The sequence below is a fragment of the Nonomuraea spiralis genome, assembly GCF_014648435.1.
Lineage (GTDB): Bacteria > Actinomycetota > Actinomycetes > Streptosporangiales > Streptosporangiaceae > Nonomuraea > Nonomuraea spiralis.
On the sequence record NZ_BMRC01000002.1, the window covers coordinates 244,773 to 266,554 of the forward strand.

21 protein-coding genes are annotated in these 21,782 nt (G+C 72.2%); 6 read left to right on the top strand and 15 right to left on the bottom strand.

Going from position 1 to position 21,782, the window contains the following annotated elements; all coding sequences use genetic code 11:
- Positions 1 to 42 precede the first annotated feature (42 nt).
- On the top strand, positions 43 to 1,086 hold the full coding sequence (locus IEZ27_RS05015; RefSeq protein WP_189646129.1) for a glycoside hydrolase family 88 protein: 1,044 nt from the start codon (positions 43 to 45) through the stop codon (positions 1,084 to 1,086).
- On the opposite strand, the gene IEZ27_RS05020 is transcribed toward IEZ27_RS05015, so the two are convergent.
- The 5 genes from IEZ27_RS05020 to IEZ27_RS05040 form a co-directional block, all read right to left on the bottom strand.
- Positions 1,083 to 2,024: a sugar phosphate isomerase/epimerase family protein gene (locus IEZ27_RS05020; protein ID WP_189646130.1), complete on the bottom strand. Its 942-nt coding sequence runs from the start codon at positions 2,022 to 2,024 to the stop codon at positions 1,083 to 1,085. The two genes, IEZ27_RS05015 and IEZ27_RS05020, sit on opposite strands and share 4 nt — an antisense overlap.
- Positions 2,021 to 3,181, bottom strand: a complete 1,161-nt coding sequence (locus tag IEZ27_RS05025) for a dihydrodipicolinate synthase family protein (protein ID WP_189646131.1) — start codon at positions 3,179 to 3,181, stop codon at positions 2,021 to 2,023. Before IEZ27_RS05025 ends, IEZ27_RS05020 begins: the two co-directional genes overlap by 4 nt.
- Positions 3,178 to 4,323, bottom strand: coding sequence for a Gfo/Idh/MocA family protein (locus IEZ27_RS05030; RefSeq protein ID WP_189646132.1), 1,146 nt, complete (start codon positions 4,321 to 4,323; stop codon positions 3,178 to 3,180). The genes IEZ27_RS05025 and IEZ27_RS05030 overlap by 4 nt, the downstream gene beginning before the upstream one ends.
- 150 nt (positions 4,324 to 4,473) lie before the next feature.
- On the bottom strand, positions 4,474 to 5,700 hold the full coding sequence (locus IEZ27_RS05035) for a ribonuclease D (protein WP_189646133.1): 1,227 nt from the start codon (positions 5,698 to 5,700) through the stop codon (positions 4,474 to 4,476).
- Between the two features lie 45 nt (positions 5,701 to 5,745).
- Positions 5,746 to 6,342: a DUF3000 domain-containing protein gene (locus tag IEZ27_RS05040; RefSeq protein WP_125646279.1), complete on the bottom strand. Its 597-nt coding sequence runs from the start codon at positions 6,340 to 6,342 to the stop codon at positions 5,746 to 5,748.
- A gap of 598 nt (positions 6,343 to 6,940) precedes the next feature.
- On the opposite strand from IEZ27_RS05040, the gene hemE reads away from it, so the two are divergent.
- Positions 6,941 to 7,963, top strand: a complete 1,023-nt coding sequence (gene hemE / locus IEZ27_RS05045; protein WP_189646134.1) for a uroporphyrinogen decarboxylase — start codon at positions 6,941 to 6,943, stop codon at positions 7,961 to 7,963.
- A gap of 3 nt (positions 7,964 to 7,966) precedes the next feature.
- Here hemE and IEZ27_RS05050 read toward each other — a convergent pair whose 3' ends face one another.
- On the bottom strand, positions 7,967 to 8,938 hold the full coding sequence (locus tag IEZ27_RS05050) for a DUF4349 domain-containing protein (RefSeq protein WP_189646135.1): 972 nt from the start codon (positions 8,936 to 8,938) through the stop codon (positions 7,967 to 7,969).
- Positions 8,939 to 9,045: 107 nt separating this feature from the next.
- Between IEZ27_RS05050 and hemG the strand changes: the two genes are divergently transcribed.
- Entirely contained in the window at positions 9,046 to 10,449 is a 1,404-nt protein-coding gene (hemG, locus tag IEZ27_RS05055; RefSeq protein ID WP_189646136.1) for a protoporphyrinogen oxidase, read from the top strand.
- Positions 10,450 to 10,454: 5 nt separating this feature from the next.
- Positions 10,455 to 11,156, top strand: a complete 702-nt coding sequence (hemQ, locus tag IEZ27_RS05060) for a hydrogen peroxide-dependent heme synthase (RefSeq protein WP_229823297.1) — start codon at positions 10,455 to 10,457, stop codon at positions 11,154 to 11,156.
- On the opposite strand, the gene IEZ27_RS05065 is transcribed toward hemQ, so the two are convergent.
- Genes IEZ27_RS05065 through IEZ27_RS05075 form a run of 3 tightly spaced genes read right to left on the bottom strand, consistent with a single transcriptional unit; the run spans position 11,153 to position 14,408 of the window.
- Positions 11,153 to 12,286 (bottom strand): ABC transporter permease, encoded by a 1,134-nt coding sequence (locus IEZ27_RS05065; protein ID WP_189646138.1) that lies wholly within the window; start codon positions 12,284 to 12,286, stop codon positions 11,153 to 11,155. The two genes, hemQ and IEZ27_RS05065, sit on opposite strands and share 4 nt — an antisense overlap.
- On the bottom strand, positions 12,283 to 13,428 hold the full coding sequence (locus IEZ27_RS05070) for an ABC transporter permease (protein WP_189646139.1): 1,146 nt from the start codon (positions 13,426 to 13,428) through the stop codon (positions 12,283 to 12,285). Before IEZ27_RS05070 ends, IEZ27_RS05065 begins: the two co-directional genes overlap by 4 nt.
- A 41-nt stretch (positions 13,429 to 13,469) precedes the next feature.
- The gene (locus tag IEZ27_RS05075; protein ID WP_229823300.1) at positions 13,470 to 14,408 is read right to left on the bottom strand and encodes an ABC transporter ATP-binding protein; all 939 of its coding nucleotides are present in this window, start codon (positions 14,406 to 14,408) and stop codon (positions 13,470 to 13,472) included.
- A gap of 384 nt (positions 14,409 to 14,792) precedes the next feature.
- On the opposite strand from IEZ27_RS05075, the gene IEZ27_RS05080 reads away from it, so the two are divergent.
- Entirely contained in the window at positions 14,793 to 15,671 is an 879-nt protein-coding gene (locus IEZ27_RS05080; RefSeq protein WP_189646140.1) for a hypothetical protein, read from the top strand.
- A gap of 230 nt (positions 15,672 to 15,901) precedes the next feature.
- Here the strand turns inward: IEZ27_RS05080 and msrB are convergent, their stop codons facing one another.
- Positions 15,902 to 16,303 (bottom strand): peptide-methionine (R)-S-oxide reductase MsrB, encoded by a 402-nt coding sequence (msrB, locus tag IEZ27_RS05085; RefSeq protein ID WP_189646141.1) that lies wholly within the window; start codon positions 16,301 to 16,303, stop codon positions 15,902 to 15,904.
- Positions 16,304 to 16,627: 324 nt separating this feature from the next.
- On the opposite strand from msrB, the gene ligD reads away from it, so the two are divergent.
- Entirely contained in the window at positions 16,628 to 17,635 is a 1,008-nt protein-coding gene (gene ligD / locus IEZ27_RS05090) for a non-homologous end-joining DNA ligase (RefSeq protein ID WP_189646142.1), read from the top strand.
- A gap of 114 nt (positions 17,636 to 17,749) precedes the next feature.
- Here the strand turns inward: ligD and IEZ27_RS05095 are convergent, their stop codons facing one another.
- From IEZ27_RS05095 to IEZ27_RS05115, 5 genes are all read right to left on the bottom strand, one after another.
- A complete protein-coding gene (locus tag IEZ27_RS05095; RefSeq protein ID WP_189646143.1) occupies positions 17,750 to 18,049 on the bottom strand; it encodes a hypothetical protein in 300 nt (99 codons plus the stop codon).
- Positions 18,050 to 18,750: 701 nt separating this feature from the next.
- Positions 18,751 to 19,563 (bottom strand): MBL fold metallo-hydrolase, encoded by an 813-nt coding sequence (locus IEZ27_RS05100; protein WP_189646144.1) that lies wholly within the window; start codon positions 19,561 to 19,563, stop codon positions 18,751 to 18,753.
- Positions 19,564 to 19,568: 5 nt separating this feature from the next.
- The gene (locus IEZ27_RS05105) at positions 19,569 to 19,763 is read right to left on the bottom strand and encodes a hypothetical protein (RefSeq protein ID WP_125646254.1); all 195 of its coding nucleotides are present in this window, start codon (positions 19,761 to 19,763) and stop codon (positions 19,569 to 19,571) included.
- 114 nt (positions 19,764 to 19,877) lie between these two features.
- Positions 19,878 to 20,537: a response regulator transcription factor gene (locus IEZ27_RS05110; RefSeq protein ID WP_189646145.1), complete on the bottom strand. Its 660-nt coding sequence runs from the start codon at positions 20,535 to 20,537 to the stop codon at positions 19,878 to 19,880.
- Positions 20,534 to 21,721, bottom strand: a complete 1,188-nt coding sequence (locus IEZ27_RS05115) for a sensor histidine kinase (RefSeq protein ID WP_189646146.1) — start codon at positions 21,719 to 21,721, stop codon at positions 20,534 to 20,536. The genes IEZ27_RS05110 and IEZ27_RS05115 overlap by 4 nt, the downstream gene beginning before the upstream one ends.
- Positions 21,722 to 21,782: the final 61 nt, after the last annotated feature.

Sequence of the window (21,782 nt, forward strand, 5' to 3'; positions counted from 1 at the left end):
GGTAACCGGAGAAGGCACTACGTTTCCGGATGAGGCGGTCCCATGGTGGTCACAGAGCTCGTGCGCAGGGTCGAGGCGACGCTCGCCCAGTCGCAAGGGCGCTTCCCCGTGCACGCCGACCCCGTGACGGGCGAATGGACCTGGTCCGAGGACGGAGACTGGTGCGGCGGCTTCTGGGGCGGACTGCTGTCCCTGGCCGCGGTCGCCACCGGCGACCCGCGCTTCGCCCTCGCCGCCGGCGAGGTCGCCGGGCGGCTGGCGGCCCGCACCGACGCCCCCACCCTGCTGCGCGGCCTGCTGTTCTGGTACGGCGCCGCGCTCCCTGCCGTGCTCGCCGGCGACGAGGAGCCCGGCGCCCCGACCGCCCTGGCCGCGGCCCAGTCCCTGAGCATCGGCTTCGACCCGCTGGCCGGCCTGCTGCCGCCCCAGGAGGAGGACGTCGCCAAGTACGGCTGGCCCCGCCCCGGCGCCTGCGTGGACGGCCTGCCCGGCACGGTCCCGCTGCTGGCCTTCGCCTCCGAACGCACCGGCGCCCGCGAACTGCTCGTCATGGCCGAGTCCCACGCCCGCGCCTGCCGCGCGATCTGCGTACGCGAGGACGGTTCCGTCGCCCAGACCTCGATCGGCGCCGTCAACGGCTCGTCGCCGGGCAGCACCTGGGCCCGCGCGCAGGCGTGGGCCATGCTCGGCCTCGCCCAGGCCGCCCATCTGTCGCCGGAGTTCACCGAGCCGGCCGCCGAGGTCGCCGACTGGTACACCGCCCACGTACCGTCCGACCTGGTCTGCTACTGGGACTTCGACGACCCCGGCATCCCGGACGCGCCCCGCGACACCTCGGCCACCGCCATCGCCGCCGCCGCCCTGGCCAAGCTCGCGCCGCTGGCCAAGGACGGCTACCGCGAGCAGGCCGCCGACACCCTCGCCGCGCTGGCCCGCGACCACCTCAACGAGCACGGCGGCCTGGTGGACGGCTGCTACAACCGCCGCAAGGGCCTGGCCGTCGGCCACGAGCTGATCTGGGGCGACTACTTCCTGCTCGAAGCCGCCCTCGTCCTCGACGGCGCGATCGACACCAGCCGCCTCTAGACCACCAGCTCGGCGTAGCGGGCCTTCATCGTGGCCAGCACCTCGTCCGGGTCGGCGGCCCAGACGTCGGCGTTGAAGATCTCCACCTCGATGTCGCCCGTGTAGCCCGCCGCCAGGACGGCCCGGGTGATCGGCGCGAAGTCGATCACGCCGTCGCCCATCATCCCCCGCCCGAGCAGCACGTCCGCGGGCAGCGGGTGCAGGTAGTCGCACACCTGGTACGACGCGATCCGCCCCGCCGCCCGCGCGACGTCCTCCGACAGCCTGGGGTCCCACCACACGTGGAAGGTGTCGACCACCACCCCCACCTGCTCCTCCGGGTACGGCAGGCACAGGTCGAGCGCCTGGCCCAGCGTGGACAGGACCGCCCGGTCCGGGCAGTAGACGGGGTGCAGCGGCTCCAGCGCCAGCCTGACACCCCGCTCACCCGCGTACGGCGCCAGCACCGACAACGCCTCGGCCACCCGCTCCCGCGCGCCCGCGACATCCTTGGAGAAACCGGCCACCTCCGATGCCCCGGCGACGTCCTTGGAGAAACCGGCCACCCGCTCCGGCGCCCCGGCGACATCCCCGGACAAGCGGGACGGCAGCGGCTCGCCGGGCCGTACCCCGGGCAGGCCGCCGACCACCATGACCAGGCATGCGGCCCCCAGCTCGGCCGCCTCGTCCACGGCCCGCCGGTTGTCGTCGAGCGCCCGCCCGAAGGCGAGCCGCCCCTCCTCGCCGGGCAGCCCGCCCGCCGTGAGGAAGCCGCCCCGGCACAGCGAGGACACCCGCAGCCCGGCCTCCCGCACCAGCGCGGCGCTGCGCGCGAGCCCCTGCTCGGCCACCTTCTCGCGCCACAGCCCGACCGCCTCCAGGCCGTGCCGCACGCAGCCGTCCACGGCCTCGGCGACCGACCAGCGCCTGGTCGTCCACTGGTTCAGCGACAGGCTCACAGGCCGTTCACCTCCAGCAGCGCCCGCATCCTGCGTACGGCCAGCTCCGGGTCGGCCAGCAGCCCGGCCTGGTCGGCCAGCCTGAACACCTCCGCCAGATGGCGTACCGACCGGGCCGACTGGGCGCCGTTCACCATGGCGAACGCGTCCTGGTGGCCGTTCAGCCAGGCCACGAAGACGATGCCGGTCTTGTAGTGGTACGTCGGCGTCTCGAAGATCTTGCGTGACAGCGCGACCGTCGGGGCCAGGATCTCGTCGTAGCGGGCAAGCCATCCGGCCGCCTCCTCGCCGGTGGCGGCCTCGGCCGCGTCCAGCGCGCGCAGGGCCGCGGCGGCGGCCGGGGCGATCGCGTCGAAGATGCCGAGCAGCGCGTGCGAGCCCGACCTGATGAGGGAGGGGTAGTTGAAGTCGTCGCCGGTGTAGAGCCGGACGCCTTCGGGGAGCGCGGCCCGCAGCCGCACCTCGTGCTGTTCGTCCAGCAGCGACACCTTCACGCCGTCCACCATCGCGGCGTGGGCGTGGACCAGCTCCAGGAACGACTCCGTCGCGGCGTCCACGCCGGGCGCGCCCCAGTAGCCGGCGAGCTGCGGGTCGAACATCTCGCCCAGCCAGTGCAGGATCACCGGGCGGTCGGCCAGGCCGAGGACCTTGCCGTACACCTGGTGGTAGTCCCGGGGCCCGGCCGCCACCCGGGCGAGCGCGCGGGAGGCCATGACGATCACGCCCGCGCCGGCCGCCTGGACGGTCTCCACCTGCTCGGCGTACGCGGCGGTGATCGTGTGCAGGTCGGCGGCGTCCGGTGCGTGGTCGGTGCCCGCGCCGCAGGCCACCAGCGCCGCCGGGTCCCCGTACGGGCGCGCCTCCTCGGCGCTGAGCCGGATCAGCTCCCTGGTCGCGGCCCAGTCCAGCCCCATGTTGCGCTGGGCGGTGTCCATGGCGTCGGCGACGCGCAGGCCGTGCGACCACAGGTGGCGGCGGAAGCGCAGCGTCGCCTCCCAGTCCACGGCGGCGGGGGAGCCCGGGGTGTTGTCGCCGAGCGGGTCGGCGACGACGTGCGCGGCCGCGTAGACGACCCGGCTGGTCGCCGGGGTGGCCACGACCGGCCAGGTCACCGGCTCGCGCAGCTCGTACGCGCCGCCCGGCAGGTCGATCCTCACAGCTGCGGCACCTCGATCCGGCGGCCCTCGGCGTTCGAACGCAGGCCCAGCTCGGCGAGCTGCACGCCGCGTGCCCCGGCGGCGAAGTCGTACGGGAAGGGCGCGTCCTCCAGCACGTGCCGGACGAACTCCGTCCACTGGACCTTGAACCCGTTGTCGAACTCGGCGTTGTCCGGCACCTCCTGCCAGTCCTCGCGGAAGCGGGCCGTGGCGGGCAGGTCGGGGTTCCAGACCGGCTTGGGGGTGGCGGCCCGGTGCTGGAAGCGGCAGTTGCGCAGGCCCGCGACGGCGCTGCCGTGCGTGCCGTCCACCTGGAACTCCACCAGCTCGTCCCGGTTCACGCGGACCGTCCAGGAGGAGTTGATCTGTGCGATCACGTCCCCTTCGAGCTCGAAGATCCCGTACGCGGCGTCGTCCGCGTCGGCCTCGTACGTGCGGCCCCGCTCGTCCACCCGGGACGGGATGTGCGTGACGGCCTTGGCGTAGACCGACCGGACCTGGCCGAACAGGTTCTCCAGCACGTAGTGCCAGTGCGGGAACATGTCGAGCACGATGCCGCCGCCGTCCTGCGCGCGGTAGTTCCAGGACGGGCGCTGGGCCTCCTGCCAGTCGCCCTCGAACACCCAGTAGCCGAACTCGCCGCGCACCGACAGGATCCGGCCGAAGAACCCGCCGTCGATCAGCCGCTTCAGCTTGAGCAGGCCCGGCAGGAACAGCTTGTCCTGGACGACGCCGTTCTTCACCCCCTTGGCCGTGGCGGCCTCGGCCAGCGCGACGGCCTCCTGCACCGACTCGGCCGTGGGCTTCTCGGCGTAGACGTGCTTGCCCGCCTCGATGGCCTTGAGCACGGCCTTGACGCGGGCGCTGGTGACCTGGGCGTCGAAGTAGATCAGGTTGTCGTCGTCGGCGAGGGCGGCGTCGAGGTCGGTGGTGAAATCCGAAATTCCATGCTTGTTCGCGATATCTGCGAGTTTGTCGGCGTTTCTGCCGACCAGGACCGGTCGCAGCTTCACCCGGTCGCCGTCCGAGAGCGTGACGCCGCCCTGCTCGTTGATGGCCAGCACGGACCGGACGAGGTGCTGGCGGTAGCCCATTCGTCCGGTGACGCCGTTCATCACGACGCCGATGGTGCGCACGCTCATGGGGATCCCTTCAGGAAACGGGCAAGGAAAGCGCTTTCCCGAAACGTACGGCTGTGCCCGGCCGAGCGTCAAGTGGCCGCCTGGCATGGCGAGGTGTGTGGGAGCGCCGGCGGGCGGAGGCAGGCCCTCCGCCCGTGCACCGGCGGGCGGCTAGCTGTCGCCCCGGCCTTCGAGCCGGGCCAGCGCCTTGGTGATGGGGTGGGCCGCGAGCGAGAGTTGCCACTCACGCGCCCCGAGCGAACGCAACCGCTCGGTCACGCTCTCGTCGGTGATGTCGGCCGGGGGCTCCCAGGTGAGCCTGCGCACCGCGTCGGGCTGGAGCAGGTTCTCCGTGGGCATGCGGTACTCCTCGGCCAGCGCGGCCACCACGGCCCGCGCCGCCGCGAGGCGTTTGGCGGCGGCCGGATCGCGGTCGGCCCAGCGGTTGGGCGGCGGCGGACCGTCGCCGGGCGTGCTGGGCTGGGGGAGCTGGCCGTCGGGCAACGCCCGCGCCCGGTTGACGGCGGCCAGCCAGTCGTTCATGTACCGGCGGGCGCTGCGGCCGGTGAAGGCCGAGATCTCCGTCAGCGCCTTCTTCGTACGGGGGCCCTCAAGGGCGGCGGTGACGATCGCGGCGTCGGGCAGCACCCGGCCGGGGGCCAGGTCGCTCTCCCTCGCGATCGTGTCGCGCATGGTCCACAACTCGCGCACGATCGCCAGCGCGCGCACGTTGCGCACCTTGTGGATGCCCGACGTACGCCGCCAGGGGTCGGACCTCGGCACCGGCGGCGGGGTGTTGAGCACGGCCGCGAACTCCTCGCGCGCCCACTCCAGCTTCCCCGACCCGGCCAGCTCCTCGCGGAGCAGGTCGCGCAGCTCGACCAGCACCTCGACGTCGAGGGCGGCATAGCGCAGCCAGTCTTCGGGCAGCGGTCTGGTGGACCAGTCGGCGGCCGAGTGGCCCTTCTCCAGCCGCAGGCCGAGCACGGTCTCGACCATCGTGCCGAGCCCGACGCGCTCGTAGCCGAGCAGCCGCCCGGCCAGCTCGGTGTCGAAGATCTCGCGCGGTTTGAAGCCGACCTCCATCAGGCACGGCAGGTCCTGGGACGCGGCGTGCAGCACGACCTCGGCGCCGCTCAGCGCCGTGTCGAGCGCCGACAGGTCGGGGCAGCCCATCGGGTCGATCAGCGCGGTGCCCGCCCCGGCCCGGCGGAGCTGGACCAGGTAGGCGCGGTTGCCGTAGCGGTAGCCGGAGGCTCGTTCGGCGTCGACCGCCACGGGACCGGTGCCCGCGGCGAAGGCGTCGACGGCGCGCGCCAGCGCCTCGGCGTCGGCGATCACCGGGGGGATGCCCTCGCGGGGTTCGAGCAGGGGCTCGACGGTGCGTTCTTCTGTCATGAGCTCACCGATCTCATGACGCTGGTGCTGTCTTGACTGGTGCCCTCACTTCGTACGGTCACTCTCCGGATCATCACGTCGGCGCGGCAGCGCGGCCACGTCGGGCGGGAGCGGCGGGATCCCCGCCGCCAGGCACATGAGGTCGCACCAGGCGGCGACGTGGCCGGACAGATCCTCCTCGGCGGGCGACCAGGACGCACGCAGCTCGAGCTCGGTCGTGACCGGGTCTTCCGCCTTGTTGCCGAAGCCCTCGGACACAGCTCTAGTCACGGTACCGCCCGCCGCGGAGTAGTCGGCTTCGTGGGCCTCCAGCGCCTCGGTCAGCCAGCTCCACACGACCGGGCCGAGCAGCGGGTCGGAGGTGATCTCCGGCTCCATGTCGGCCCTGACGTAGGCCACCAGCCGGAACGGGCCCTCCCAGCCGCGCTGGCCGTCGGGGTCGTAGAGCAGGATCAGCCGGCCCACCGCGAGCTCGTCGTCGTCGCGGTAGACGGAGGCGCCGATGGCGGCCGAGTAGGGGGCCAGCCGCTGCGGCGCGGGCAGGTCCTCAAGCTCGATCTCCGGCCTGACCTCGGCCGGCCGCAGGCTCTCCGCCGCGCGGGTGAACGCTGCCGGCGGCGGTGGCTGGTCACCGGGTGTCATAGCCGAAGCGTAGGTCGAGGACGAACGGAAGGGGACCACGGGGGTGCTCATCCTTGGTGATCAAGCCGCTGCCGTAACCAGCTGGCGAACCGGTCGGGTGGTCTCGGCCCAGCCGAGCAGGATCGCGTGGCCGCATTCGGCGCAGGCCCATTCCGGGCACTGGCCCGGCTCATGCCCGTCGAAACAGGGTGGCTGTTCGAACAGCCGCTCGCCAGCGCAGGTCGCGCAGCTCTCGCTGCGACGCTCCGGGGAACTCCACAACGCGGTCATCGCACCAGTCATCGAACCGGGGCCTTTCTTCGGGTCGTGGCTCCGACGTTGACACGAGCCGATGACAATTCCGCGCAACGCGCTCGGCGTGTCCCGAAAGTGGTCGCTGAATCGATGCCGCGCGGTGGGTTGGTGAACATTTGATCCAGTCGAGACCGGCTCTCTGGGCGGCCATGGGGTGTGTTCGACCCGTGTGCGACGCCGCTGCCGGGCAGACCGGTAAACCTTCATCTGGCTATCTGATCATGATTTTGGGTATCCAATGTATGTTTTTCCGACACCTCGCGCCGATGTCCTGGCCGATCGGGGGCCATGGCACCCTTGGAGGGTGAATCTCGCCGACTCAGCCTTCCTGCGCGCATGCCGCAGGCAGCCCGTCCCGCACACCCCGGTCTGGTACATGCGGCAGGCCGGGCGGTCGTTGCCCGAATACCTGAAGGTGCGCGAGGGCGTGCCGATGCTCACCGCGTGCGCGACGCCCGACCTGATCGTCGAGATCACCATGCAGCCGGTGCGCCGCTACGGCGTCGACGCGGCCATCTTCTTCAGCGACATCGTGGTCCCGCTCAAGGCCATCGGCGTCGACCTCGACATCAAGCCGGGCGTCGGCCCGGTCGTCGCCGACCCGATCCGCGACGCCCGGGGGCTGGCGGCGCTGCGCCCGCTGGAGCCCGACGACGTGCCCTACGTGACCGAGTCCGTGCGGGCCCTGGTCGGCGAGCTGGGCGGCACCCCGCTGATCGGCTTCGCCGGCGCGCCCTTCACGCTCGGGTCCTACCTGATCGAGGGCGGCCCGTCGAAGAACCACGACCGCACCAAGGCCATGATGTACGGCGAGCCGGCCCTGTGGCACTCCTTCATGGAACGCCTGACCGACATCGTGCTGGAACACCTGCGCATCCAGATCGCGGCCGGGGCCTCGGCGATCCAGCTCTTCGACTCGTGGGTGGGCGCGGTGGCGCCGGCCGACTACCGCGAGTTCATCCTGCCCCACACCCGGCGCATCTTCGAGGGCGTCGCGGGCGTGCCCCGCATCCACTTCGGGGTCGGCACGGGTGAGCTGCTCGGCGTGCTCGGCGAGGCCGGGGCCGACGTCGTGGGCGTCGACTGGCGGGTGCCGCTCGACGAGGCGGCCCGGCGCGTCGGGCCGGGCAAGGCGCTGCAGGGCAACCTCGACCCGGCCATCCTGCTCGCGCCGTGGGAGGTCGTCGAAGGCAAGGCCCGCGAGGTGCTGCGGCGCGGCGCGGCGGCCGAGGGCCACGTGTTCAACCTCGGCCACGGCGTGCTCCCCTCGACCGACCCCGACCAGCTCAAGCGCCTGACCGACCTGGTCCACGAAGCGAGCGCCTGACCCTCAGGCCGACGCCGCCCCCGGCTCGGACGGCTCGGGCTCGGACGGCTTGGGCTCTGTGGGGGCGGCGGGGGCCGGACGCCGGCGCGCGCGGTTGCGCCGGACCAGGAACACGGCCACGGCCACCAGCGGCACCATCACGACCAGCCACGGCAGCAGCGCGCCGAGGACGGTCAGCGCCGTCTTGGTGAACGACACCAGCGCCCCCCACCCGGCCTTCAGCCCGCCGAGGAACCCGGCGGGCTCCTCGGCCGGGTCCTCGACCACCGCCACCGGCCCGACCAGCCGGAGCGTCATCGTGGCCATCGAGACCTGGGTGGCCAGCTCCTTCTGCTGGGCCTGCAACGCCTCAAGGTCCGCCTCGCGGGAGCTGATCTCCTTCTCCACCTGGAGCACCTGCCCGATGGTGTCGGCCCGCTTCAGCAGCGTGCGCAGCGAGGCCAGCGACTCCTGCGCCGACTTCAGGCGGCTGTCGACGTCGGCGACCTGGAGGGTGACGTCCTGCGTGCCCTGGTTCATCGAGAGCTGTTTGCCCAGCTCCTTGCCCAGCCTGCCGGTCACCTCGGCGTACCGGGTGGGCGGGATCTTGAACTCCAGCATGGCCGAGTCCTCGGTGTCGCTGGCGGTGTTGGACTCCTCCTTCGACAGGTAGCCGCCGGCCGCGGTGACGATCTGCTTGGCCTGCTGCGCCGCCGCGGTGACCTCCTTGGCGCGTACGGTCATGCTGCCGGTGTAGATGACCTGCCGGTCCTGCTGCCGGATGAGCTTGACGTCGGAGACCGCGCTGTCGGCTCGCTCCGGAGCCCTCTTGGCGGCGACGTTGTCCTCCGCGGAGGCGGAGTCGAGGCTCTGCGGAGCCGCGGCGGGGGCCGCCTCCGACGAGCCGCCCGAACTGATCGCTTCGTAGCCGCCGCCGCAGCCCGCGAGCAGCAGAGTGGCGCAGGCCGAGAGCGCGATGCCTAACCGGAGTCTCATGCCCTTATGACGGATGGAGGATCACCCGGGTTTGGTGGCAAGCGTCACGGTACGGTCACGTGCCCCGAGCTGCTGGGCGGTCCACCGAGGCGGTAGCGTCAGGAGACGTGGAAGGGAATCGGGCGCACGTTGTCGTCATCGGCGGAGGCATCTCCGGTCTGGCCGCCGCATGGTTTCTCCGGCAGGGGACGAGCGAGCGGGTCAAGGTCACCGTGCTGGAGGGCAGTCCCCGCCTCGGCGGCAAGCTGCACGCCTCAGAGGTCGCGGGAGTGAGCGTCGACGCCGGGGCCGAGGCCATGCTGGCCCGGCGGCCGGAGGGCGTCGAGCTGGCCAAGGCCGTCGGGCTGGGGGACGAGCTGGTCTTCCCGGGCACCGTCCGGTCGTCCGTCTACTCCAGGGGCGCGCTGCGGCAGATGCCCAAGGGACACGTCATGGGCGTGCCCGCCGACCTGGCCGAGCTGGCCAGATCGGGCATCGTCTCGCCCGGCGGCCTGCTGCGGGTGCCGCTCGACCAGGTCCTGCCGCCCACGCTGGTGCGCACCGACGTGTCCGTGGCCTCCTACATCCGGGCCAGGATGGGCGGCGAGATCGTCGAGCGCCTGGTCGAGCCGCTGCTCGGCGGCGTCTACGCGGGCCGTTCCGACATGTTGTCGCTGGAGGCGACGATGCCGCAGGTCGCGGCCGTCGCCCGGGCCGAGCGTTCGCTGCTGAGCGCCGCCAGGCACATCGTCGAGGGCACACCGAAGAACGCCGGGCCGGTCTTCACCACCCTGCGCCAGGGGCTGGGCGGCCTGCCCGAGGGGGTGGCCAAGGCGTCCGGGGCCGACATCAGGACCGGCGTCACCGTCCGCGAGCTCCACCGCACCGAGCACGGCTGGCGGCTGGTCGCCGGGCCGGTGCCGCAGCCCGAGGTGATCGAGGCCGACGCGGTGATCCTGGCCACGCCGGGTCCCGCCGCCGCCCGGCTGCTCAAGGCCGAGGTGCCGAAGGCCGCGGCCGAGCTGGCCAGGATCGAGTACGCGAGCATGGCCGTCGTCACGCTCGCCTACCCGCTCGACGCCTTCCCGCAGCCGCCGACCGGCAGCGGCTACCTGGTGCCGCCGGTGGAGGGCCGGCCGGTCAAGGCGGTGACGTTCAGCTCGGTGAAGTGGCCCCACCTGGGTCAAGACCTGCTGATCGTGCGCTGCTCGGTCGGCAGGATCGGCGAGGAGCACCTGCTCCAGCGCGAGGACGCCGAGCTGGTGTCGCTGGCCATGGCCGAGCTGGACGAGGTGGTCGGCGTACGCGGCCTGCCCGTCGACAGCCGGGTCACCCGCTGGGGCGGCGCGCTGCCGCAGTACAACGTGGGCCACCTCGACCGGGTGGCCAGGGTGCGCGCCGCGGTCTCGGGCGTCACCGGTCTCGCGGTGTGCGGCGCGGCCTACGACGGCATCGGCGTCCCCGCCTGCGTCGGTACCGCCCGTACCGCCGCGGCCCGGATTCTGGACCACCTGTCTCAACGAGGAGAATGAAGGACATGACAGAGGGCGCGCCGCGGCCGAAGGCCCGCGATCTCAACCAGGTGATCCGTTACACCATGTGGTCGGTCTTCCAGGTGACCGACCAGGTCCCGGGCAACCGGGAGAACATGGCGGACGAGGTCGAGGAACTGCTCGACCAGGCGGCCGGCAAGGACGTCGTGACCAGGGGGGTCTACGACGTGTCCGGCTACCGGGCCGACGCCGACTTCATGTTCTGGTGGCACGCGCCCACGCCCGAGGACCTCCAGGACGTCTACTCCCGCTTCCGCCGTACCGGGCTCGGGCGGCACAGCAGGCCGGTCTGGTCGGCGATGGCGCTCCACCGGCCGGCCGAGTTCAACAAGTCCCACATCCCGGCCTTCCTCGCCGAGGAGGAGCCGCGGGCGTACGTCAGCGTTTACCCGTTCGTGCGCTCCTACGAGTGGTACCTGCTGGAGGACTCCGAGCGGCGGGCGATGCTGGCCGAGCACGGCCGGATGGCCCGCGACTACCCCGACGTGCGGGCCAACACCGTGGCCTGCTTCTCGCTCAACGACTACGAGTGGATGCTGGCGTTCGAGGCCGACGAGCTCCACCGGATCGTCGACCTGATGCGCACGCTGCGCGGCGCGGCGGCCCGCCGCCACACCCGCGTGGAGATCCCGTTCTACACGGGCGCGCGCAAGCCGGTCCAGGAGCTCGTCGCGGCCCTGCCCTAGCGGGTCAGGGCGGCCCGCAGCCGCCACGACCCGAGGGCGAGCAGCGCGGCCGCAAACAACGCGAGCACGCCGAGCTGCGGTACGACGTCGGCCACCGTGCCGTTCCCGCGCAGCAGCTCGGCGAAGCCGTCCAGGGCCCAGGCGTGCGGGGTGAGGTGCGCGATCTGCCGCATCGGGCCGGTGAACAGGTCCAGCGGCACCATCGCGCCGCCGATCGCGGCCAGGCCCAGCCCGGCCAGGAGGCCCACGGAGACCGCCTGCTGCGCGGTCCGGGCGACCGCGCCGAGCAGCATCGCCGCACCCCCTCCCACCAGCGAGAACGCCAGCAGCAAGGCGCCCGCGCCGATCGGGTCGCCCCAGCGCACGCCGAACAGCAGCCCTGACCCGAGCATGATGACCAGCCCCTGCGTCAGCGCCATCCCGACCCGCCCGGCCGCCTCGCCGAGCAGGATCGCGCGGCTGGAGACGGGGCTCGCGTACATCCGCCGCGACACCCCGAGCAGCCTGGTCTCGATCAGCGACGACGCGCCGGTCAGCGAGGTGAGGAAGACGAACAGCAGGAGCTGGGAGGTGGCCGCGATGTCGAAGCTGGACACCTGGACCGGCCTGGCGGGCCCGGTCATGACGGACTCCACCGTGACACCCGGCACGCTGATGCGCCCGATCCTGGCGACGAGGTCGGGGAAGGAGCCCTCGCGCACGTACGCGGCGGCGCGGGCGGCCATCGTGACCCGCGACACCACCGACCTGACGGCGGCCCCGAGCTGGAGCGCCGAGGGCTCGTTCCTGGCCACGTACGGCAGCTCGACCGGCGTGTAGGCGGCCAGGGCGCGGTCGTAGCCGGCGGGGATGAGCAGCGCGGCGGTGAGGCTGCCGCGTTCGACGGCGTCGCGGGCCTCGGCCTCGTCGGCGACCCGTACCAGCTCCAGCTCGCCGGACCCGGCCAGCGCCGCGACCAGCTCGGCGGCCAGCGGGCCGTCCCCGCCCGTGACGCCCAGGCGCGGCCTGCCGGTGCCGCCGAACGAGATGCCGAACACCAGGATGAGGACGATCGGGAAGATGACGACGGGGAAGATGTTCGTCCGGTCGCGTACCAGTCTGATCAGGTTGATCCAGGCGATGGCGATCACAGGCGGAACATCCTGTCCACCCGCAGCAGCGCCGGCCCGAGCGTGACGGCGGCGAAGCCGAGCAGCGCGAGCACCGGCCCGACCGGTACGACGGGCGCGTTCGCGCCGTGCAGGTCGGCCAGCCCGCGCATGAACCAGCGGTGCGGCGTGACCAGGCTCAGCGTCGCCAGCACGCCGCCGGTCTGCTGGATGGGGACCAGCACCCCGCCCAGCACGGCGAGCAGCACGGCGACCGCCGACTCGGCGTTCCCGGCCTGCTCTGCCGTTCTGGCCACGGACACGACCAGGGCCATCACGCCGTTGGCGGCCAGCACGCCGGCCACGATGAGCAGCCCGAGCCCGACCGGCGACCCCCAGTCCGCGCCGAGCAGCAGCGACGAGGCGGCCATCAGCACGGCCATGCTGACGACGCCGACCACGATCCCGGTCAGCAGCTTCGACAGGGCGATCGTGAGGCGGGGGACCGGCGCGGACAGGAGGCGGGCGAGCGTGCCGTCGCGGCGTTCGTCCAGGATCGAGCTGAATCCGAACCGCACGGCGAAGAACAGGAAGAACACCGCCATCCCGGCCTGGAACCCCTCGGCCAGCGTGAGCTGCCGCCGGTCGGCGGCCAGATCGGCGACCGTGACCGGCGGGGGCACCGCCACGGCCTGCTCCGGCGTGCCGCCGCCCTTGGCCGCCAGCGCCACCTGGGCGTACCGGACGTCGGAGGCGAAGGAGTCGGCGATCGAGCGGGCCACGTACGAGCCGATCTGAGCGTTCACGTCGCCGATCACGCGGATGGTCGCCTTCTGGCCGGTCTGTACGGCGTGGCTGAAGCCCGCGGGGATCACGTACGCCGCGTGCGCCTCGCCGCTGTCCACGACCGCCCGCGCCATGGCCTCGTCGTCGGCCCCGCGCAGCCGGACGACCCCCGCCCGTTCCAGGGGGCGCAGGACGCGGCCGGTGAACGCCGTCGCGATCGGGCCCCGGTCCAGGTCCGCGACCGCGAACGTGGCCGTCTGCTGGGCGTCCACGCCCCGGAACACCACGCTGAAGACGGCCGCCAGCCCGAACGGCACCACGAACGCCAGCAGCAGCAGCGACCTGTCCCTGAGCCGCTGGCGCAGGTCCTTGCCCGTGATGAGGAGAAGCGTGCGCATGTCAGCCGCCCTTGCCTGATCGGAGGGGGAGTGTGCGCATCTCAGTCCCGCAGTGCCTTGCCGGTCAGGTGCAGGAAGACCGACTCCAGGTCCGGCTCGGCGACCTCGACCGCCCGTACGGCGAGGCCCGCGTCGGCGGCGGCGAGCAGGATCTTCGGCAGCGACCGCCGGGCGTCGTCCACCGTCAGCTCGACGCGCCCGTCACGGCCGGCCGCCTCGCGCACCTCGGGCAGCGCCGCCAGCGTGGGCAGCGCCTGTACGCCGTCGGCGGTCAGCGTGATCCGGTCCAGCTCGCCGACCAGGCCGACCAGCTCCCTGCGGGTGCCCTCGGCCCTGATCCGGCCCAGGTCGATGATGCCGATGCGGTCGCAGAGGCGCTCGGCCTCCTCCATGTAGTGCGTGGTGTAGAGCACGCCGACGCCCTCGCCGGCCAGCGCCGCGACGCTCTCCAGGATGGCGTTGCGGCTCTGCGGGTCGACGCCGGCGGTGGGCTCGTCCAGGATGAGCAGGGGCGGCCGGTGCAGCAGGCCGACGCCGATGTTGAGCCGGCGTTTCATCCCGCCGGAGTAGTCCTTGACCGGATCGTCGGCGCGCTCGGCCAGGCCGGCCAGCTCCAGCACCTCCTCCACGCGGGCGCGCACCCGCCCGCCGCGCAGGCCGTGCAGGCGGGCGAAGAAACGCAGGTTCTCGCGGGCGCTGAGGTCGGGGTAGAGCGCGAGGTCCTGCGGGACGTACCCGATGCGCTCCTTGCCCCAGGAGCTTCTGGTGTCGTGGGGGCGGCCGGCCACGCGTACCTCGCCGCCGTCGCGTTCGAGGATCCCGGCGATCATGGAGATCGTGGTGGTCTTGCCCGCGCCGTTGGGGCCGAGCAGGCCGTACGTCTCGCCGGCGGCGATGGTGAAGCTGACGTCGTCGACCGCGACGAGGTCTCCGAACGTCTTTCGCAGATTCTGACATGTCAGGATCTCGTCCTGGGTCACAGGAGCAGTGTGCTGGCGGGGGTGCGGGAGATCAAGGTCAACTTGACGATCTCCCTGTATTGATCTATCCCCTTTGTCACAATCGAGGAGAAATCTCCTGTCGGTGGTGTGATGTCGTGGCACGGTCCACGAGGGCTGAGGAGGGTCGGGGTGGAACAGTCCACGGAAGGGCCGGGCCCCGGGCGGCGCCGCGCGCCGGGCCGCCACGCGGCCTCCCGAACGCCGCTCCCGGCCCCGGACCAGCCCACCCGGCAACCACCCCCCACAGCGCCCCGCCGCACGGGCGATCCCCTTGCGGCGGAGGCCCGCACGGCAGGGGGCCGTATGGGGGAGGTCCGTGCGAGGGGAGCGCACGCGACGGAGGACCGTGCGGCGGAGCAGCGGGTGGGGCGGGGGCGACGGGGGAGGCGGCGGCGGGCGCGTGCCGGGAAACGCGGGCTGGCGGCGGGCGCGGTGGCGCTCGCCGGAGGAGTCGTGCTGCTGCTCGGCCTGAACGGCACCTTCGCCGGGACCCCCTCGGGAGCCCCGGCCGGCGGGAACGCCGCCGCAGCGGCCCGGCAGGCTCCGGCGGGAGAGAGCCGGGTCCAGGCGAACCCCGGCCAGGCGCCCGAGGCCGGCAAGGGCGCCCCGGAGGCGCGTGAACTGCGGAAGGGCGAAGCACGGCCGAGCACGTCACCGGCCACGCGCCCCGACACCTCCGGCACGCCCGCCACACCGGGCACGGGCGACCCTGCCCCGAAGCAGGACACCGTCTCGGGCCAGACCGAGACCGGCGACGCACAGGTGAGCGTGGCCGACCCCGGCGCCCCGGCCACCCAACAAGACCCCGCCACCCAACAAGACCCCGCCACCCAACAAGACCCCGCCACCCAGCAGGATCCGGCCGGGCACAAGGGCTCGGCCGGTCACAAGGGGTCGGCCGGCTACAAGGCCGACGGACCGTCGAGGCACACCGACGAGCAGGCCGCCGAGTACTTCAACAACCGCTGGGGCGCGGGCGACAAGGCGATGAAACACGTCAAGGACATCCGCACCGTCGGCGGCTATCTGCGCATCTACACCAACCTGCCCGACACCGCCGACAACTCGCCCACGGCCATCAAGCTGTGCAAGCGCGGCCTGGAATATCTCCGGGCGAACGGGGTGAAGCGTCCGATCGTCTTCGTACAGGCGGAGTTCGGCGAGAACGGGAATCCCGTCCTCGCCAACATCCTGGGTCCGTCCGACACCAACTGCCGTGTCACGTATCCCCGGCCGAAGTGACGCGCGGCGAAGCGGCACCGCCGCCCGCCCGTTGCAGCGCACCGGGAACCAATGAAACCCCCGAGCCGGACTTAGCGCACCCGAACCCTCGTCTTCGAGCACACGTCGCACCGCTGAGTCACGACACGTCCGATCGTCTCTATCGTCACCCATCGGTGGCGAAGATGGACTCGGCCCACGAAGAGGCTCCTACCCCTCGCAGGAGACCGGTACGCGCTGTCGCTGATCGATCACCCCTTGGGTTCGAGCCTCAGAGACACCGAATTGATGCAGTAACGGTCGTCGGTCGGCGTGGGATAGCCCTCGCCGTGGAAGACGTGACCGAGGTGGGAGTCGCAGCGTGCGCAGCGTACCTCGGTGCGCACCATGCCGTGACTGCTGTCCTCGATCAGTACGACCGCCTCCGACTCCGACGGCTCGAAGAAGCTCGGCCACCCGCAGTGTGACTCGAACTTCGTGTCGGACCGGAACAACTCCGCGCCGCAGGCACGGCACGAGTAGACGCCCTCGGTCTTGGTGTCGACGTACTCCCCCGCGAACGGGCGCTCGGTCCCGGCCTCCCTGAGTACGTGGAACTCCTCAGGAGAGAGCCTGGCCCGCCATTCGGCCTCGCTCTTGACCACCTTGTCCATGCGTCCAGACTACGAGATCCGGCAAAAAGAGATCTCCGCAGGGTGAAGCATCCTTTCTCGGCCGAATTCGCGTCTTTGTCGGTAAGGGGGTGTCATCGCCTCCTGCCAAAGGGGTGAGATCGTCCGCGGCTCGCCGAGGCGGCAACAGCCCACGCCCGTGCTGGCGCCGCTGGCGACCGGAGATGGCCGGCCGGGTGGCGCGCCAGCGCCCGGAACGGCGACGGATGATCTTAGGTCCGTCCCGTCGAGCCCCGGTCCCGCCACCGACGCGGCTCCGGGACGGGCCCACCTCTTTTGTCGGCGCGGGGGAGTAGGTTCGGTGGCATGGCATCGCCGTTCATTGAGCTCGAGGTGGGGGAGCGGACCGTCAAGGTCACCAACCCCGACAAGGTCTACTTCCCGGAGATCGGGGCCACAAAGCGCGAGCTGGTCGAATACTACGTAAGCGTCGGCGAGGGGGCCCTGCGCGCGCTCAGAGACCGGCCGACCAACATCAAGCGCCACCCCGACGGCGTGCAGACCGAGGCCATCTACCAGAAGCGCATGCCGCCCAGACATCCCGAGTGGCTGCAGTCGGTCACCGTCACCTTCCCCAGTGGCCGCACCGCCGACTCGCTGCGGGTGACCGAGGTCGCCGCGATCGCCTACTGCGCCAACCTCGGCACGATCGACTTCCACCCCTGGCAGGTGCGGGCCGCCGACGTCGAGCACCCCGACGAGCTGCGCATCGACCTCGACCCGCAGCCGGGCCTGGAGTTCGACACCGCGCGCCGGGCCGCCGAGCGCACCCGCGAGGTGCTCGACGAGCTGGGCATGACCGGGTTCGTCAAGACCTCGGGCAACCGCGGCGTGCACATCGCGGTGCGCATCGAGCCCCGCTGGGACTTCGTCCAGGTGCGTCACGCCGGCATCGCGCTGGCCAGGGCCGTCGAGGCGCGCGACCCGAGCCTGGTGACCACCGCGTGGTGGAAGGAGGAGCGCGGCGACCGCGTCTTCATCGACTTCAACCAGAACGCCAGAGACCGCACGGTGGCCAGCGCCTACTCCGTACGGGCCCGTCCGCACGCGCCCGTGTCGACCCCGCTGACCTGGGACGAGCTGGCCGACGCCGACCCGCGTGACTTCGACATCCGCACCGTGCCGGCCCGCTTCGCCAAGCTGGGCGACGTGCACGCGGCCATCGACGACCAGGCGTACTCGATCGAGCCCCTGCTGGAGATGTACGCCGCCGACGAGCGTGGTGACCTGCCCTATCCGCCCAACTACCCGAAGATGCCGGGGGAGCCGAAGCGTGTCCAGCCCAGCAAGGCCAGGCCCGACACCGGGGAGTGACCCGCGTCCGGCGGGGGCGGCGCACCACTCGATCCGTGACGAAGGCCCGGCCCCCGTCGATGGATTCGAGGGGCCGGGCCTTTTCGCGTGACCGGTCGGTTCTCGCGTGACCGGTCAGCAGGTGTCGGCTCCGTCGAAGGTGCGCACACCTCGTGGCACCCGGGAGTAAATGGTCTCGCCGGGGTCAACGGTCTGGCACGCGCCGTCGGTCCCGCGCGCCCAGATGATCTTCAGCCTGAGCCGGTAGTCGCAGTCGTTGCGGGCGTAGCCGGTCTTGGTGATGGCCCCGGTGTTCTGCCAGACGGTCACGCACGACGGCGCGTTGCCGGCCGGCGCGGCCCAGGCCGGCAGCGAGGTGAACGTACAGCAGGTGACGGCGAGGGTGGCCAGGGCTGCTCGGGTGGCTGAGCGCATCAGGTCTTGCTCCTTCGGTGTCTCACTTGTGGTGGAACTGGTGGAACTCGTACGGCGCGCGGAGGAGCGTACGGGCGGCGCTCGGGCTGGGGAGGCGGTCCCGTGCATCGGGGGTCCTTCCGCTCCGGCCTCGGCCAGACGGGCTGCCTGGGCAGGGGGGCGAGGTGGAGACACATGTGAAGATCTCAGCTCGGTAACGCCGCTGGCGAGCGTGTGGCGGCACAGGATGTCGGCCGCAGCTCTGGGCGTGTCGGCTGTAACGCTGTGGCGGCGTTCCCAAGAATGCGAACGACCCCCCACAAACCTCCCTGACCAGCCCCGGCTGGGGTGTTGGGGGTCGCCAACCGGCTCAAGGCCGGGAGGGGCCGCAAGGAGCGCGAGACCGAAGGACGTCGAGGGCCGCACGGCCGGACCCGGTGCCTGGGACGGGACCCGACGGCCCGGCCGTGCGGCGGCACTCGGAGGTGCGGCCGAAAGGAAAGGTAACGCGCAAACCGGTGCATGAGGGGTAGTCAGGGGTGAATATTCTCCGCCTGCGGTAGAGGGTTCTTACCTTGGGTGGAAGATTTCACATTCCGTGCACGCCAGGACCCCCGGGGGGCGGAGGTGGAGCTGAGGCCACCGCGATGGCCGGGGTCCTGGGGGTGAGAGTCGGAAGGCCCCCGGCTGTCGGGGGCCTTCCGGTGTCGGGTCAGAAGGGGTCAGTGGCGGACGAGGTGGTGTGGGGCCAGTTCGCGGGATTCGCCGCGTTCCAGGTACACCACGCGGTCGGCCAGGCCCACCTGTTCGATGTGATGCCGGAAGTCGTCCAGCGGTGAGCTGAAGACGCCGTAGTCGTCGTAGTGCACCGGCACCACCGTGTGCGGGTTGATCAGGTCGACCCAGGCCGCGCCCTGCTCGCCGTCCATGGTGACGAGCAAGGTGCCGAGCAGGCGGGTGCCGCCCAGGTGTACGAGGGCCAGATCGACGTCGGGAAAGCGCCGCGGGATCCCTTCCAGGCGGCGGTCGAGCAGGGTGTCGCCGCTGATGTGCAGGCGTAGCTCCACCAGGTCTTCGGGCCCGCGGAACTCCAGCATCGTCCCGATCACCTGCGGCAGCAGGGCCTCGGCGGGGCCCGGTGCGTGCCTGGCGGGCAGGGCGGTGATCGTCAGGCTGCCCTGCGGGCCGTTCAGCTCGTGTTGCTCCCACACCTCCAGGCCGACGCTGCGGCCGAAGCCGCGGCGGCGCAGCCTGCGCGCCGCCTGCGTGGTGGTGACGATCGGCGTGTCCCGGTCCAGGCCCTTGCGCGTGACCCGGTCCCAGTGGTCCCCGTGCAGGTGCGACAGCACCACCGCGTCGATGTGCGGCAGGTCCGTCACGTCCATGGCCGGGTCCTTCAGCCGCCGCGAGGACAGGCCGTAACCCAGGTACGCCCGCTGCCCCCGGTGCAGGAAGTTGGGATCCGTCAGCAGCGTGAAGCCGTTGTAGCGGATCAATGTGGTGGCGTTGCCGATGAACTGCAGGCTGCCCTTCATCCGGCTCACCCCGGATACGGCGGGTGCTGCCCCGGAGGCACGCCGCCGCCCTTGCCGCCGCCCTTGTGTCCCTTGTCGCTCCCGTGCGGGCGCCCGGCCCGCTTGCCGCCGCTCTTGGACTCCGGCACGGCGTCCGCGGACTTCGAGCTGGCGCCGGACTTGCCGGATCGGCGAAGTTCAGGCTGTTGCGGATTACTCATGGCTTTTGTCCCCCTTTGCGGCTTATCACCTACCTCGTCGGCCCTCCACCAAACCCTCCGTGTGCGATAGTTCGCGAGGTTTGTGTACATCGGGGGGTGACGACCTACGGGCTGCTACCTCGGCCCCTCCGGTGTCAGGCCCGCGTCGTGGGCGATCAGGCTCGCCTGGGTGCGGTTGAGGCAGCCCAGTTTGTCCAGCAGGCGGGACACGTACCCCTTGATCGTGGGTTCGGCGAGGTGGAGGCGGGCGCCGATCTGCGCGTTCGACAGCCCTTCGCCGAGGCAGGCCAGCACCTCGCGCTCGCGTACGGTCAGCGACTCCACCAGCCTCCGGGCGCGGTCACGCGCCGGGTCCGCCGCCGCCGAGGCCGCGACCAGCCTGCGGGCGGCCACCGGCGACAACACGGTGTGCCCTTCCGCGGCCACCCGGACGAGCCCGATCAGGTCCTCCGGCGGCGTGGACTTGACCAGGAACCCGGACGCGCCCGCACGCAGGGCACGCAGCACGTACTGGTCGGCGTCGAACGTCGTCAGCACCACGATGACCGGTGGCCGCGGCAGCTCGCCCAGGCGTTCGATCGCGGTGAGCCCGTCCACGCCGGGCATGCGCAGGTCCATGAGCACGACGTCCGGACGGTTGCGCACGACCGCCTCGACGCCCGCGGCGCCGTCGTGGGCCTCGTCCACGACCTCGATGTCGGCCGCCGAGCCCAGGATGGTACGCAGGAAACGGCAGACCATCGGCTCGTCGTCCACGATCACGACCCTGATCATGTCGGCACGTACGAGGGGAGGGTGGCCTCGACGCGGAACCCGCCGTCGGGGGAGGGGCCGGCGCGCAGCGTGCCGTGCACGACCTCGACGCGTCGCCGCAGGCCGGCGATGCCGAGGCCGGAGCCGGTCCCGGTCAGGGGACCGTCCGGCAGGCCGGTCGGCGGCGTGTTGCGCACGGTGAGCCGCACCTGCGCCTGGCCGTACTCGATCCGCACGTCCACCCGCGCGCCCGGCGCGTGCTTGCGCACGTTGGTCAGCGCCTCCCGCACGATCCGGTACGCCGTGCGCCCCACCACCGGCGAGGCCAGCGCCCGGTCGCCTTCCTCGACCAGCTCGGCCGGGGTGCCCACGGAGGCCGACTCGGCGACCAGCGCGGCGAAGTCGGCCGCCGACGGCGGCGCGTCGGGCTCCGGCGCGGCGCCCAGGATGCCGATCAGGTCCCGCAGCTCGTCGAGCACCTGGCAGCCCGCCGCGCGCAGTTCCTCGGCGGCCTGCCGGACCTGTTCGTCGGCCGCCGTGACCCGCAGCGCGCCCGCCTGGAGCACCATCAGGCTGACCCGGTGGGTGACGACGTCGTGCATCTCGCCGGCCAGGCGGGCGCGCTCCTCGGCGCGGGCCCGCTCGGCCAGCAGGCCCCGCTCGCGTTCCGCCCGCTCGGCGCGTTCGGTCAGCATCCTGACCACGCGCCGACGTCCGTCGAAGTAGAGCGCGAGCAGCGGCCCAACGGCCGTGCGCAGCACCGCGTCGGTGAGCACCCCGACCGACGGGTCCCACACCCGCGCGATGACCAGCGTGTACGCCCCCAGCGCGGCGAAGGCCAGCCGCCGGTCCCTGCGGTAGTAGAGCGGCCCGTACGCCGCCGCGATCGTCGCGAACGGCGCCCACACGTTCTCCGGCCCGGCCGGGACCAGCACCCCGCCCGGCGAGATCAGCAGCGTCACCGCGAGCGTGAACACCCCCAGCACGGCCAGGACGGTGAGCGGCGCCCGGCGGCGGGCCAGCAGCGACAGGCAGGCGGCGGCCTGAACCCCCAGCAACACCCAGGCGAGCGTGCCGGGACGCTCGGGCCACCACGAGAGGCCGAGCAACGTCGAGGCGGTGTCGAGCAGCGTGAAGCCGGCCGCCATGGCCACGTCCAGCACGAGGGAACGACGGCGGCGACGGCGGCACGCCTCTTCACTCATGCCGCACACGCTATGACACCCCCTCGCGCCGGAGATATCCGACAAGTCGGAAACCATACGA